Genomic DNA, 13437 nt, shown 5'->3' with positions numbered 1-13437 from the left:
ATTTCGCGCGCGGGCGGGCCAGCCAGGTGAACGCGTCACCCAGCCAGCCTTCGGGCTTGTTTTCGTCAATGGGAGACCACCTGTGCATTGCTATCCGCTGGCGCGGCGGCCGATCTGCGCCGCGCTGTTCGGCGCGTTCGGCCTGTCCGCCGCCCCGGCTCACGCCGACTCGTCGCCGCAAGGCGCCACTCCGCCTCCTGCCGTCGTCCTCGCCGCGTCCACGCGCGGCGACGCGGCGCTGCTCGACCCCGTCACCGTCACGGCCACCCGCACCGCCACGGCCGCGAGCCGCACGGCGGCCTCGGTGTCGGTGATCACCGACGAGGATCTCGAGGAGCAGCAGGCCACCAACATCAAGGACGCGCTGCGCTACGAGCCGGGCGTCACGGTGCGCCGCACCGCGTACCGGCCCGCCAGCGCCGCGCAAGGCGGCGGTCGCGACGGCGATTCGAGCATCAACATCCGCGGCCTCGAAGGCAATCGCGTGCTGCTGATGGAAGACGGCATCCGCCTGCCGAACGCGTTTTCGTTCGGTCCGCTCGAAGCGGGCCGCGGCGACTACGCCGATCTCGACACGCTCAAGCGCATCGAAATCCTGCGCGGGCCGGCCTCCGCGCTCTACGGCAGCGACGGCCTGACCGGCGCGGTGAACTTCATCACGAAGGATCCGCGCGACCTGCTGTCGATCTACAACAAGCCCTATTACTTCTCGTTCCGGCCGAGCTACGACTCGGCCGACCGCAGCATCGGCGCGACCGTGTCGGCCGCGGGCGGCAACGATCGCGTGCAGGGGATGATCATCGCCGACGGCCGGCGCGGCCACGAGGTCGATACGCGCGGCAGCAACAATTCGGCGAGCACGCTGCGCACGACGTCGAATCCGCAGGACGTCTATTCGGAATCGCTGCTCGGCAAGCTCGTGCTGACGCCTACCACGCGCGACACGATCAAGTTCACGGCTGAAACGGTGCAGCGACGCGTGAGCACCGACGTGCTGTCCGCGATCAATCCGCCGACCACGCTCGGCCTCACGACGAACGACCGGCTCGAGCGCAACCGCTTCAGCGTCGACTACGACTTCCGCGACGACGCGTTCCGCTGGTTCCAGACCGCGCACGTGCAGTTCTACTACCAGGACGCGAAGCAGGACCAGTACGCGTTCGAGACGCGCGGCGCGCCGCTGAAATCGCGTTCGCGCGACAACCAGTACAAGGAACGCACGTTCGGCGGCTCCGCGTTCGCCGAAAGCGGCTTCGCGACCGGCCCGCTCGCACACAAGCTGCTGTACGGCGTCGACGGCAGCCTGTCGCGCGTGACGAACATGCGCAACGGCACGGTGCCGGGCGTCGGCGAGGCGTTCCCGAACAAGGCATTCCCCGACACCGACTACACGCTGTTCGGCGCATTCGTGCAGGACCAGATCGGCTACGGCCGCCTGCTCGTCACGCCGGGCCTGCGCTTCGACACGTACCGGCTGAGCCCGACCGAAAACGATCCGCTGTTCACCGGCAAGGCCGTGTCGACGAGCGCGAACGAACTGTCGCCGCGCGTCTCGGTGCTCTACGAGATCACGCCCGCACTGATTCCGTACGTGCAGTACGCGCACGGCTTCCGCGCGCCGACGCCCGACCAGGTGAACAGCAGCTTCTCGAACCCGGTGTACGGCTACACGTCGATCGGCAACCCGAACCTGAAGCCCGAGACGAGCGACACGTTCGAAGCCGGCCTGCGCGGCAAGGCCGGCACCGGCTACGGCGTCGTGCGCTACAGCGCGGCCGCGTTCACGGGCCGCTACCGCAACTTCATCTCGCGCACGACGATCGCCGGCAGCGGCCGGCCGGCCGACCCGTTCGTATTCCAGTACGTGAACTTCGCCGACGCGCGCATCCACGGCCTCGAAGGCCGCGCCGAATGGGCGATGCCGAACGGCATCACGCTGAAGACGGCGATGGCGTTCACGAGGGGCTCGACGCAGAACAACGGCGCGGCCAGCCAGCCGCTCAACACGGTCAACCCGTTCTCGGCCGTGTTCGGCGCGCGCTACGAGCCGAGCGAACGCTGGTTCGTGCAGACCGACCTGTTGTTCCAGGCCGCGAAACGCGACAAGGACATCGACAAGTCCGACTGTTCGAACAAGGCGTGCTTCGCGCCGCCGTCGTCGTTCGTCGTCGACCTGCGCGGCGGCTACCGCTTCAACAAACATGTGAGCGCAACGATCGGCATCCGCAACCTGTTCGACCGCAAGTACTGGAACTGGTCGGATGTGCGCGGCATCGCGGCCGATTCGCAGGTGCTCGATGCATATACGTCGTCCGGACGCACGGTCGCCGTCAGCATGAAAGTGGATTTCTGATGCGCGCCGCACGCGCTGCCACCCCAACCGTTTCTTGAAGGAGTCCGACATGATGCAATCCGCCCTTCCCGGTCAACCGGCCACGCCGGCCCGCGCGGCCGCCGCGCTGCGCGACGCGTTCATCAAGCTCAAGACCGAGCGCCAGTTGCGCAACCGCGACGTTGCGCAGGCGCTCGGCGTCAGCGAAGGCGAGGCGCTCGCCGCATTTGTCGGCGAGCACGTCGTCCGGCTCGACGCGCGCTTTCCGGCGATGTTCGAGGAAATGCCGCGCCTCGGCCGAGTGATGGCGCTGACGCGCAACGACACGGCCGTTCACGAGAAGGACGGCGAATATGCGCAGATGAGCCATGACGGCCCCGTCGGCCTCGCGCTCGGCGACATCGACCTGCGCATCTTCTATCGTCACTGGGTGTCGGCGTTCGCGGTGCGCGACGAGACCGCACACGGCCCGCTGAAGAGCCTGCAGTTCTTCGACGCGCAGGGTCATGCGATCCACAAGGTGTACCTGCGCGCGCACAGCGATCACGCCGCGTACGACGCATTCGTCGAGCGCTGGCGCGCGCCGTCGCAGGAGCCGGGCCTCGACGTCGCGTCCGCCGCGCCGAAGACGCCCGAGCGCGCCGACACCGAGATCGACGTATCCGGCTTCCGCGCCGCGTGGGACGCGATGACCGACACGCACCAGTTCTTCGGCATCACGCAGCGTTTCGGCGTGAGCCGCATGCAGGCGCTGCGCCTCGCCGATCCGCAATACGCGTATCCGGTCGAAACCACGCGTGCGCTGCGCCACGTGCTCGAACAGGCCGCCAGGAGCGGCCAGCCGATCATGGTGTTCGTCGGCAACGCGGGGATGATCCAGATCCATACTGGCCCCGTCGCGAACGTGCGCGAGGTCGGCGCGTGGATCAACGTGCTCGATCCGGGCTTCAACCTGCACGTGCGCGAGGACCTGATCGCCGCCGCGTGGGTCGTGAAGAAGCCGACGAGCGACGGCCTCGTCACGTCGCTCGAACTGTTCGACCGGCAGGGCGACCACGTCGCGCTGCTGTTCGGCGAGCGCAAGCCCGGCAAGGTCGAGCGCGACGACTGGCGCGCGCTCGTCGCGACGCTGCCGACGGCGGCACGCGGGGACGCGCGATGAATGCGCGATCGTTCGATCCGCGGCGCCGTGCGGTGCTGGCGGGTGCGGTGGCCGGCGCGCTCGCGGGCGCGTTGCCCGGTGGCGTGTTCGCGCAGGCCAACCCGAAGCGCGTGGTCGTGATCGGCGGCGCGCTCGCGGAAACCGCGTTCGCGCTCGGCGGCACCGAGACGCCCCGCTACCGGCTCGTCGGCGCCGACACGACCTGCACCTACCCCGACGCCGCGAAGCGCCTGCCGAAGGTCGGCTACCAGCGCGCACTGTCGGCCGAAGGGCTGCTGTCGCTGCGGCCCGATCTCGTGCTCGCGTCGGCGGAAGCCGGCCCGCCCACAGCGATCGCGCAGGTGAAAAGTGCCGGCGTGACGGTGACGACGTTCGACGAACGCCACGATGTCGAGTCGGTACGCGCGAAGATCACGGGCATCGCGCAAGCGCTCGACGTGCGCGATGCAGGCACCACGCTGCTGCAGCGCTTCGATCGCGACTGGCAGGCCGCGCGCGACGCGGTCGCCGCACGCACACCCGGCGGCGCGCAGCCGCCGCGTGTGCTGTTCGTGCTGAACCATACCGGCAACCAGGCGCTCGTCGCCGGCCAACGCACGGCCGCCGACGCGATGATCCGCTACGCGGGCGCACGCAACGCGATGCAGGGCTTCGATCACTACAAACCGCTGACGACCGAGGCGCTCGCCGCCGCCGCACCCGACGTCGTGCTGATCTCCGACGAAGGGCTCGCGGCCGTCGGCGGCCGCACCGCGCTGCTCGCGACGCCCGGCTTCGGCGCAACGCCGGCCGGCCGCGCACAGCGCGTCGTGTCGCTCGACGCGCTGTTCCTGCTCGGCTTCGGCCCGCGCCTGCCGCTCGCCGTCACGACCCTGCACCGACGCCTGTCGGATGCGCTTGCCTGATTCCGGACTGTCCCGATGCCCGCTCATGCTTCGCCTTTCCCCGCGCCGTCGCCGGCATCGCGTTCCGGCGCCGCGCGCATCGGCACGTCGCGCCGCTTCGCACCGTTCGCGCTGGCCGCACTCGCATGCCTCGTGTGCGCGATGTCCGTCGTCGCGCTGTGCGTCGGCGCCTATCGCATTCCGCTCGCGGAAGCATGGGCCGCGCTGACCGGCGATGCGGCCGCGCAGCAGGCACGCGCGGTGCTGTTCGAGATTCGCGCGCCGCGCGTCGCGCTGGCGTTGCTGGTCGGCGGCGGCTTCGGTGCCACCGGTGCCGCGATGCAGGCGCTGTTCCGCAATCCGCTCGCCGATCCGGGGCTCGTCGGCGTGTCGAGCGGCGCCGCCCTCGGCGCGACGACAATGATCGTGCTCGGCCCCGTGCTCTTTGCCGCGCATGTGAGCGCGGCCGCGTTGCCCGTCGCCGCCTTCGCAGGGGCGCTCGCGGTCGCGGCGCTCGTCTACCGGCTCGCCGCATCGCGCGGCAAGCTCGCGCTGCCGCTGCTGCTGCTCGCCGGCATCGCGATCAATGCGCTGGTCGGCGCGGCGATTGGGCTGCTCACGTTCGTCGCCGACGACGCGCAGCTGCGCTCGCTGACCTTCTGGAGCCTCGGCAGCCTCGGCGGCGCGCAGTGGTCCGCGCTGGCGGCCGTCGCGCCGTGCGTCGCGATCGGCTGCGTGCTGCTCGCGCGCGAACGCGATGCGCTGAACGCGCTGCAGCTTGGCGAAACCGAGGCGCTGCATCTCGGCGTGCCGGTGCAGCGGCTGAAGCGGCGCGTGCTCGTCGCGGTCGCGCTCGCGGTCGGCGCGCTCGTATCGTGCGCGGGCATCATCGGCTTCATCGGGCTCGTCGCGCCGCATTGCGTGCGCCTCGCATGCGGCCCGGACCAGCGGATCGTGCTGCCCGGCGCCGCGCTGCTCGGCGCGCTGCTGACGCTCGCCGCCGATCTCGCCGCGCGCACGATCGCCGCGCCCGCCGAAATTCCGCTCGGCGTGCTGACCGCGCTGCTCGGTGCACCGTTCTTTCTCGCGCTGCTGTGGAAGAGCCGCGGCGCGCTCGGCGGGTAACCCTCCCTCACGCCCTCACGACGACCATGCTGACCGCCCACCATCTCGACGTCGCCCGCCGACACAACGCCATCCTGCGCGACCTGTCGCTGTCGATCGAGCCCGGCCGCGTGACCGCGCTGCTCGGCCGCAACGGCGCGGGCAAGAGCACGCTGCTGAAAACCTTCGCCGGTGAACTGACCGGCAGCGTCGCGCCGAACGGCGTGCGCGTGACGGGCGACGTCACGCTGAACGGCGAACCGCTCGCGCGCATCGACGCGCCGCGGCTCGCGTGCCTGCGTGCGGTGCTGCCGCAGGCCGCGCAACCGGCCTTCCCGTTCAGCGTCGACGAAATCGTGCTGCTCGGCCGTTATCCGCATGCGCGGCGCAGCGGTGCGACGTCGCATCGCGATCGCGACATCGCGTGGCGCGCGCTCGAACGCGCGGGCGCCGATGCACTCGTCGGCCGCGATGTCACGACCTTGTCGGGCGGCGAACTCGCCCGCGTGCAGTTCGCGCGCGTGCTCGCGCAGCTGTGGCCGGACGACGATGCGACGGAAGGCGGCCCGCGTTACCTGCTGCTCGACGAGCCGACCGCCGCGCTCGATCTCGCGCATCAGCACCGCCTGCTCGATACCGTGCGCGCCGTCGCACGCGAATGGCAGCTCGGCGTGCTCGCGATCGTGCACGACCCGAACCTCGCCGCGCGGCACGCGGATACCATTGCGATGCTCGCCGACGGCACGATCGTCGCGCACGGCGCACCGCGCGACGTGATGACGCCCGCCCATATCGCGCAGTGCTACGGCTTCGCGGTGAAGATGGTGGAAACCGGCGACGGTATGCCGCCGGTGATGGTGCCCGCGTAGTGCACGGTCGGTGCGTCGCTCGACGTCCGACCCCGACCCTCACTTCGCATCATTCGCGCTTCGCGCCCCCTTCGAGGAAACCCCCATGCCGCTTCCGATGACCCGCATCATCCTGTACGTCCACGACGTTGCGTTGCTGAAGGCGTTCTACCAGCGGTATTTCGACCTCCCTGTCATCGAGGAAATCGACGGTGAATGGGTCGTGCTCGACGCGGGCGCAGTCGAACTGGCGCTGCATCTGGCCGGCCCGGCGTTTCGCCATGCCACCGCGCCTGCGAGCGCGAACACCAGCCCCGTGAAGCTCGTGTTCAGGATCGACGCCGGGATCGACGCGCACCGAGACCGACTCGCCGGCGACGGCGTGACCGTGCGCGATCTCAAGCGTTACGACGGTTTCCCGTACCGGATGTATGACGGCCTCGATCCGGAGGGCAATGTCTTTCAGGTGATGCAGCCGGACTGAATGCCGGCGCGGCCGCGCTCAATGCTCGACGTCCGCCGCGCCGAAAGTCCGCATCTTCCAGCCGAGCCGCACGGCCAGCATCCGCATCGAGAATCCGGCCGCCAGCGCGACCACCGTCGCGAAACCCGCATCGATGCCGAGATGCTGCATCCCGACATACAGCGCGCCCGTGACGAACGCGACGCTCGCGTACAGTTCCTCGCGCAGGATCAGCGGCATCTCGTTGCACAGCAGGTCGCGCAGCATCCCGCCGCAGACGCCCGTGATCGCGCCGGCCAGCACGACGATGATCGGCGCCGTGCCGGTCGACGCACCGACGTCGCAGCCGATGATCGTAAACGCCGCGAGGCCGATCGCATCGACGGTGACGAACAGCGTCTTCATCCGCGCGACATGCCGTGCCGCCCACGACGCGACGGTCGCCGCGACGAGCGTGATCACCAGGTATTCGGGATGCGCGATCCAGCCGAGCGGATAGTGGCCGAGCAACACGTCGCGCACGGTGCCGCCGCCGAGCGCCGTCACCGCGCCAACGAGCGCGAGCCCGAAGCGGTCCATCCCGCGCCGCATGCCCATCAGCGCCCCCGACATCGCTTCCGCGACGATCGCAATCAGATAAAGCGTATGCATGGCGCGTGTCAGTCGTCGGTCCGGAACAGGTCGAGCACGCGTTCGCGCTCGGCCGCGTCTACTGCCGCGGGCATCGGCGCGTCAGGCTTGCCGTCGCCGGCCGGCGTATCCGACGCATCCGCCGCCTGCGCGCCGCCGCATGCGAAGCGGCTGCGGATGTACGGCGGCACGTCGGCCGTGCACGTGCCGCGCGTGTATTCGGCATAGACGAAGTCACCGTCGACCAGAGCGACATCCTGCGGCGGCGTCGCAGCGACTGGCGTGCGCCCGTCGACGGCCGCCTTCATGTAGTCGAGCCACACCGGCAGCGCGAGCGTCGCGCCGGTCGCGCGCCCCATCGGGCGCGGCGTGTCGTAACCGAGCCACGCGACCGCGACGATGCCCGACGAGTAGCCGGCGAACCACACGTCCTTCGATCCGTTCGACGTGCCCGTCTTGCCGGCCGCGTCGTCGCGGCGCAGCGCGAGCGCGCCGCGCGCGGTGCCGGCCCGCACGACGTCGCGCAGCATGCTGTCCATCACGAATGCGTTGCGGGTCGACACGACGCGCTCGCCTGCCGGCGCCGTCGCCTCGTACATCGCGCCGCCGTGGCGCTGCTTCACCGACAGGATCAGGCGCGGCTCCATCCGCGTCCCGCCATTCGCGAACACGCTGTAGGCGCTCGCGAGCTCGAGCGGCGTCACCGCGCCCGCGCCGAGCGCGAGCGGCAGCGACGCCGGATTGCGCTGCGCGTCGAAGCCGAAATGCACCGCGTGCTGCTGCACGTAGCGTGCGTCGGTGGCCTGCATCAGGCTGACCGCGACCAGGTTCTTCGAGCGCACGAGCCCGCGCCGCACCGGAATGAAGCCCTCGTAGCGGTTGCCGAAATTGCGCGGACGCCACGGCTGCGCGCCGGTTTCCGCACGCGTCAGCGTGCGCTGCGTATCGTCGACGAGCACGCCCGGGAAATAGCCCTTCTCCAGTGCCGCCGAATAGACGAACGGCTTGAAGCTCGAGCCCGGCTGGCGGTACGCCTGCAGTGCATGGTCGAACACGTTGCGGCTGAAATCCGCGCCGCCGACGAGCGCGAGCATGTCGCCCGTCGCCGCGTCGAGCGACACGAGTGCGCCTTCGAGCCCGTTGCGCGCATCGCGCTTCGCGCGTGGCTGCCGGTTCAACGTGCGCTCGAGCGCGGCTTCGGCCGCGCGCTGGTCGCGCATCGAAATCGACGTCGTCACGTCGAGGCCGAGCGTATAGGCATCGTCGTGAAAGCGCTCGACCATCATCCGGCGTGCGCGCTCGGCAACGTACGGCGCGGCGATGATGCCGGGCGGCGGCGTGGTCGCCAGCGCGATCGGCGCATCGACGGCCGCGCGGTAGGTCGCGTCATCGAGCTGGCCGAGCGCATGCATCCGCCCGAGTACATAGTTGCGCCGCGCGGTCGCACGCGCCGGATTGACGACCGGGTTGAACGCGGACGGCGCCTTCGGCAGTCCCGCGAGCACGGCCGCCTCGCCCGCGCTCAACGCGTCGAGCGGCTTGCCGAAATACACGTTCGCGGCCGCCGCGAAACCGTACGCGCGCTCGCCCAGGTAGATCTCGTTCATGTACAGCTCGAGCAGCTTGTCCTTGCTGTATTCGCGTTCGAGCTTGGCCGCCATCAGGATCTCGGCGAGCTTGCGGCTCAGCACCTTGTCGCGCGTCAGGTAGAAGTTGCGCGCGACCTGCATCGTGATCGTGCTGCCGCCCTGCCCCGGTTGCCCCGTCACGACGTTCGCGAACGTCGCGCGCGCGAGGCCGCCGACATCGACCGCGCCGTGCTGGTAGAACTTCGCGTCCTCGGCGGCGAGCAGCGCATGCCGCATCAGCGGCGGGATGCGTTCGAGCGGCACGAACTCGCGCCGCTCGACGCCGTATTCGGCCAGCAGGTCGCCATCGCGCGAGAAGATCCGCAGCGGCAGTGCCGGACGATAGACGGCCAGGTGCTCGACGGACGGCAACTGCGCCCAGATGCGCTGGATCGTCCATGCGCCGATGCCCGCGCACGCGAGCGTCAGGCCGAGCAGCGCGCCCGCGAGCGTGCGCCACACGCGTCGGCGGCGCGGCGGCGCGGGTTGCGGCGGAGGGGATGCGGTGTGGTCGGTCATGTCGGGCTCCTTCTTCGATGCCGCGACGGCCGGCGCGCGATTGACGCCGACCGGTCACGGAAGGCGCGCATTGTCGAAGGGATGACGCGAAACCGGAACATTCTTTAGCCAAAGTTTGGCAGGCTAAATTTTATTTAGGAAAGCGTGCCCGAACCGTTCACGCGTCTCGCGTCGCGCGCGTACCTGATCGACGTCGCGCACGGTGATACAGGTCGCGCCAGCCGAGCGGCGGCATGCCGCAGGCGATCACGTGACGGGTGCCCGACCGGATCTTGCGGCCGCGGGATCAAGGGAGGCCGGGGACTCGTTCACGGCACGTCGCCGCTGACGGGAAGCGACGAGCGACGCACGGGGGAACCCGAGCGGGAATGCGCGGCGCGACCGAGGCCCGGCGGCCGCTGCTGCACCGCTTCCACGCGTGACCCCCATCCGGCCCGATATCGCACCGGATTGCGCCTATCATGAAATCTCGGGTCATCGGCCGCGCATGATCCGGCGTTTTGGCAGCCGCGCGCGATCGCGGGTTCGGCAGACAGATCGGCAAACGAGGGAGTCGTCATGGCAGACCCACATGATCCACAGCGCCGTCACCTGATGCAGGCCGCCGCCGCTGGCGGCCTGCTGGCCGTCGGCGCAAGCTGGTATCGCCGCGCATGCGCGGCCGACGCGGTCACGCTGCCGTTCGAGAACGGGCTGCGCGAGCTGACCCACGACTTTCCGCAAAAGGGCGAAATGCTGCTGGTGCGCATCCGCCCCCCGCTGCTCGAAACACCTTTCTCCGTGTTCGATGACGGCGTGTTCACGCCGAACGACCGGTTCTTCGTGCGATGGCATCTCGCCGACATCCCGGCGCGGATCGACGCCGGCGCGTTCCGGCTCGCCGTGCACGGGCTCGTCGACCGCCCGCTCGAACTGAGCCTGCGCGACCTCATGAGCGGCTTTCCGCGCGTCGAAGTCGCCGCCGTCAATCAGTGCGCCGGCAATTCGCGCGGCTTCTTCAAGCCGCGCGTCGCCGGCGGCGAATGGGGCAACGGCGCAATGGGCAACGCGCGCTGGACCGGCGTGCGGCTCAAGGACATCCTCGATCGGGCGGGGGTGAAGGCGGGCGCGGTGCAGGTCCGCTTCAACGGCCTGGACAAGGGCGTGCTGCCCACCACGCCGTCCTTCATCAAGGCACTCGACGTCGACCGCGCGCGGGACGGCGAAGTGATCGTCGCGTTCGGGATGAACGGGCAGCCGCTGCCGCTGCTCAACGGCTTCCCGCTGCGCCTCGTCGTGCCGGGCTGGTATTCGACGTACTGGGTGAAGATGCTGAACGACATCGAGGTCATCGATCGGCGCGACGACAATTTCTGGATGGCGAAGGCCTATCAGATTCCCGACACGCCGCACGCGAGCATTCAGCCCGGGCAGGCCGGCGTCAAAACCGTGCCGATCAGCCAGATGGTGCCGCGATCGTTCATCACCAACCTCGACGACGGCGCCGTGATCGCGCTGGACCGGCCGCAGGCGGTCCGGGGCATCGCGTTCGGCGGCGACACGGGCGTGCGCAAGGTGCTGTTCTCCGATGATGGCGGCGCGTCCTGGGCGACGGCGCGCCTCGGGAAGGACTACGGCAAGTACAGCTTGCGCCGCTGGGAGGCGCAGTTCACGCCGCACCGCGCCGGACAGGCCGTGTTGCAGGTCAAGGCGATCAACGACGGCGGCGTCGAGCAGCCGGACACGCCGAACTGGAACCCGGCCGGCTACATGCGCAACGTGGTCGAAACGACGCGTGTGTTCGTCGCGTGAGGAGCCGATCATGATGAAGACGTGTGCCGCGATCCTGCTCGCAGCGGTGACCTGCGCGGGAGGCGCCGCAATGGCGGAAACGGGCAAGACGGCGCGCGCCGCGCCGACCGGAACGGTCGAGGTCGCGTTGCCCGGCGATACGCAGAAGTTTCCGTCCGGCCCGGGCGCCGATCTCGCGAACCTGCATTGCCTGATCTGCCATTCGGTCGACATGGTGACCCGGCAACCGCCGCTGTCGTTCCAGGAGTGGAAGGCGGAGGTCATCAAGATGCGTGCGGTCTATGGCGCGCCGTTGCCGCCCGAGGCGATCGACGACCTCGCGCGATATCTGACCGCGATCAACGGGAAGCCGTGACGTATCGCAACGGGCGTCGCACACGCGTAACCGTGACGGTCCTGCGCATGCAGAACGAAGCCGTGCTTGCCTGGATCGATTCCGATCAACGTCACAGTGCCCGTGATGATCTCCCGGAAAGGAAACAGCCCGATCAGCGTACGCTGAATCGGGCTGCCTCGGTCAGGCTGACCATCTCGTCAAAGCCCGCCGGCATGCACCGGCGGGCTTTCGCATTCGACTGCTGCCGCGGCGCTTAGCGCGCGGGGTTCAGCGTCAGGTTCATGTGACGGTTCACATCCTTGTACAGCAGGTAGCGGAAGCGGCCAGGGCCACCCGAATAACATGCCTGCGGGCAGAACGCGCGCAGCCACATGAAATCGCCCGCTTCGACCTCGACCCAGTCCTGGTTCAGGCGATAGACGGCCTTGCCTTCGAGCACGTACAGGCCATGCTCCATCACGTGCGTTTCGGCGAACGGAATCACGCCGCCCGGCTCGAACGTCACGATGTTCACGTGCATGTCGTGACGCATGTCGCTCATGTCGACGAAACGCGTCGTCACCCACGCGCCGTTGGTGCCCGGCATCGGGATCGGCTCGACGTCCTGCTCGTTGGTCACGAACGCTTCCGGAAGCGGAATGCCGTCGACGACCTGGTAATGCTTGCGGACCCAGTGGAAGCGCACCGCGGCATCGCTGACGTTGTGCAGCGTCCAGTCCGCGCCCGGCGGAATGAAGGCGTAGCCGCCCGGCTTCAGCACGTGCTTCTTGCCCTGCAGCGTCAGTTCGGCTTCGCCTTCGACGACGAACAGCACGGCTTCGGCGTTCTTGTCCTGCTCGGGCTTGTCGCTGCCGCCGCCCGGGTTCACTTCGACGATGTACTGCGAGAAGGTTTCGGCGAAACCCGACAGCGGGCGAGCGATCACCCACAGGCGCGTGTTCGTCCAGAACGGCAGCCAGCTCGTGACGATGTCGCGCATCACCCCCTTCGGGATCACCGCGTACGCCTCGGTGAACATCGCGCGATCGGTCAGCAGATCGGTCTGCGGCGGGTGGCCGCCATGCGGCGCGTAATACGTTGTCTTAGACATAGTGCATCCAGGCAATGGGTTGGTCCGGCCCCTGGCGCAAACGGCATCGGGCGGCTTGCACGCGCGTGGGGCGCGCATGCGGCGGCGGGACATCGTTGCCGGGGTGGCTTGAAAGCGCATGCGCCTTCGGTCGGTCGGCCAGGCTTCGCGACGGGTCCGTCCGGTTCATCGGACGCGGCGGCCCATGCTTGTGGGTCCGGCGGCCGCGCCGCGGCGCTCGCGACAGGCGGCGAGGTGTGCGGCTGACGGCACGGTTCGACTCCGTACGCGGGCATCGTTGACGATAGCGAAGTCGATCGCCAGCGACCAATTAAATGTTGCGATGATATCCATTCGATTTCCCACTACCTGCGGGCACCCACGATGCGCGGTGACGCGGTGTTGCGCGGCGGTCTGCCTATCAGGGAAATCCTGACGGTCGCGGCAACACGAACGATCGCCCCGACGCCGGATGCGACGTATCCGGTCGCGGCAACACGGTTTGCGCGTGCGGTTCGCGATACATCTGGTTACGCGGATTGCAGGCGGTCGATGCGCGCGTGGCCCCGCGAGCCCTCGTCAGGCCGGAGCCGGCGGACGTGTCGAACAGAATCTGAGTCGTGGCGTTCGCCGATCCTGCGCTGACGCGTTCACGCGCAACAGGCGATGT

General features: G+C 69.2%; 11 protein-coding genes. 8 read left to right on the top strand and 3 right to left on the bottom strand.

Going from position 1 to position 13437, the window contains the following annotated elements:
• Positions 1-82 precede the first annotated feature (82 nt).
• The 6 genes from ACN22W_RS31410 (at position 83) to ACN22W_RS31385 (ending at position 6814) form a co-directional block, all read left to right on the top strand.
• Positions 83-2353, top strand: a complete 2271-nt coding sequence (locus tag ACN22W_RS31410) for a TonB-dependent hemoglobin/transferrin/lactoferrin family receptor (protein ID WP_419688388.1) — start codon at positions 83-85, stop codon at positions 2351-2353.
• A 49-nt stretch (positions 2354-2402) separates the two neighbouring features.
• Complete coding sequence (locus tag ACN22W_RS31405; RefSeq protein WP_419688387.1) at positions 2403-3494, top strand: hemin-degrading factor; 1092 nt, start codon at positions 2403-2405, stop codon at positions 3492-3494.
• Positions 3491-4399, top strand: a complete 909-nt coding sequence (locus ACN22W_RS31400; protein WP_419688386.1) for a heme/hemin ABC transporter substrate-binding protein — start codon at positions 3491-3493, stop codon at positions 4397-4399. Before ACN22W_RS31405 ends, ACN22W_RS31400 begins: the two co-directional genes overlap by 4 nt.
• A 15-nt stretch (positions 4400-4414) precedes the next feature.
• Entirely contained in the window at positions 4415-5503 is a 1089-nt protein-coding gene (locus ACN22W_RS31395; protein ID WP_419688385.1) for a FecCD family ABC transporter permease, read from the top strand.
• Positions 5504-5529: 26 nt separating this feature from the next.
• Positions 5530-6351, top strand: coding sequence for a heme ABC transporter ATP-binding protein (locus ACN22W_RS31390; RefSeq protein ID WP_419688384.1), 822 nt, complete (start codon positions 5530-5532; stop codon positions 6349-6351).
• 85 nt (positions 6352-6436) lie between these two features.
• Positions 6437-6814, top strand: a complete 378-nt coding sequence (locus ACN22W_RS31385; RefSeq protein ID WP_419688383.1) for a VOC family protein — start codon at positions 6437-6439, stop codon at positions 6812-6814.
• 18 nt (positions 6815-6832) lie between these two features.
• Here the strand turns inward: ACN22W_RS31385 and ACN22W_RS31380 are convergent, their stop codons facing one another.
• Entirely contained in the window at positions 6833-7444 is a 612-nt protein-coding gene (locus tag ACN22W_RS31380) for a trimeric intracellular cation channel family protein (RefSeq protein ID WP_129515921.1), read from the bottom strand.
• A gap of 8 nt (positions 7445-7452) precedes the next feature.
• The gene (locus tag ACN22W_RS31375; protein WP_419688382.1) at positions 7453-9570 is read right to left on the bottom strand and encodes a penicillin-binding protein 1A; all 2118 of its coding nucleotides are present in this window, start codon (positions 9568-9570) and stop codon (positions 7453-7455) included.
• A 558-nt stretch (positions 9571-10128) separates the two neighbouring features.
• On the opposite strand from ACN22W_RS31375, the gene ACN22W_RS31370 reads away from it, so the two are divergent.
• Positions 10129-11361, top strand: coding sequence for a molybdopterin-dependent oxidoreductase (locus ACN22W_RS31370; protein WP_419688381.1), 1233 nt, complete (start codon positions 10129-10131; stop codon positions 11359-11361).
• Positions 11362-11371: 10 nt separating this feature from the next.
• Entirely contained in the window at positions 11372-11716 is a 345-nt protein-coding gene (locus ACN22W_RS31365) for a cytochrome c (RefSeq protein ID WP_419688380.1), read from the top strand.
• A 235-nt stretch (positions 11717-11951) separates the two neighbouring features.
• Here ACN22W_RS31365 and ACN22W_RS31360 read toward each other — a convergent pair whose 3' ends face one another.
• Positions 11952-12788, bottom strand: coding sequence for a bifunctional allantoicase/(S)-ureidoglycine aminohydrolase (locus ACN22W_RS31360; protein WP_048245961.1), 837 nt, complete (start codon positions 12786-12788; stop codon positions 11952-11954).
• Between the last annotated feature and the right edge of the window lie 649 nt (positions 12789-13437).

Source organism: Burkholderia theae (assembly GCF_048565265.1).
Lineage (GTDB): Bacteria > Pseudomonadota > Gammaproteobacteria > Burkholderiales > Burkholderiaceae > Burkholderia > Burkholderia theae.
This window is presented reverse-complemented; position numbering and strand designations above follow the sequence as displayed.

Excerpts from the sequence above, each read along its gene's own strand:
- ACN22W_RS31380 (WP_129515921.1), bottom strand. The coding sequence starts at position 7,444 with ATGCATACGCTTTATCTGATTGCGATCGTCGCGGAAGCGATGTCGGGG.
- ACN22W_RS31390 (WP_419688384.1), top strand. The coding sequence starts at position 5,530 with ATGCTGACCGCCCACCATCTCGACGTCGCCCGCCGACACAACGCCATC.
- ACN22W_RS31360 (WP_048245961.1), bottom strand. The coding sequence starts at position 12,788 with ATGTCTAAGACAACGTATTACGCGCCGCATGGCGGCCACCCGCCGCAG.
- ACN22W_RS31405 (WP_419688387.1), top strand. The coding sequence starts at position 2,403 with ATGATGCAATCCGCCCTTCCCGGTCAACCGGCCACGCCGGCCCGCGCG.
- ACN22W_RS31375 (WP_419688382.1), bottom strand. The coding sequence starts at position 9,570 with ATGACCGACCACACCGCATCCCCTCCGCCGCAACCCGCGCCGCCGCGC.
- ACN22W_RS31400 (WP_419688386.1), top strand. The coding sequence starts at position 3,491 with ATGAATGCGCGATCGTTCGATCCGCGGCGCCGTGCGGTGCTGGCGGGT.
- ACN22W_RS31395 (WP_419688385.1), top strand. The coding sequence starts at position 4,415 with ATGCCCGCTCATGCTTCGCCTTTCCCCGCGCCGTCGCCGGCATCGCGT.
- ACN22W_RS31365 (WP_419688380.1), top strand. The coding sequence starts at position 11,372 with ATGATGAAGACGTGTGCCGCGATCCTGCTCGCAGCGGTGACCTGCGCG.
- ACN22W_RS31385 (WP_419688383.1), top strand. The coding sequence starts at position 6,437 with ATGCCGCTTCCGATGACCCGCATCATCCTGTACGTCCACGACGTTGCG.
- ACN22W_RS31370 (WP_419688381.1), top strand. The coding sequence starts at position 10,129 with ATGGCAGACCCACATGATCCACAGCGCCGTCACCTGATGCAGGCCGCC.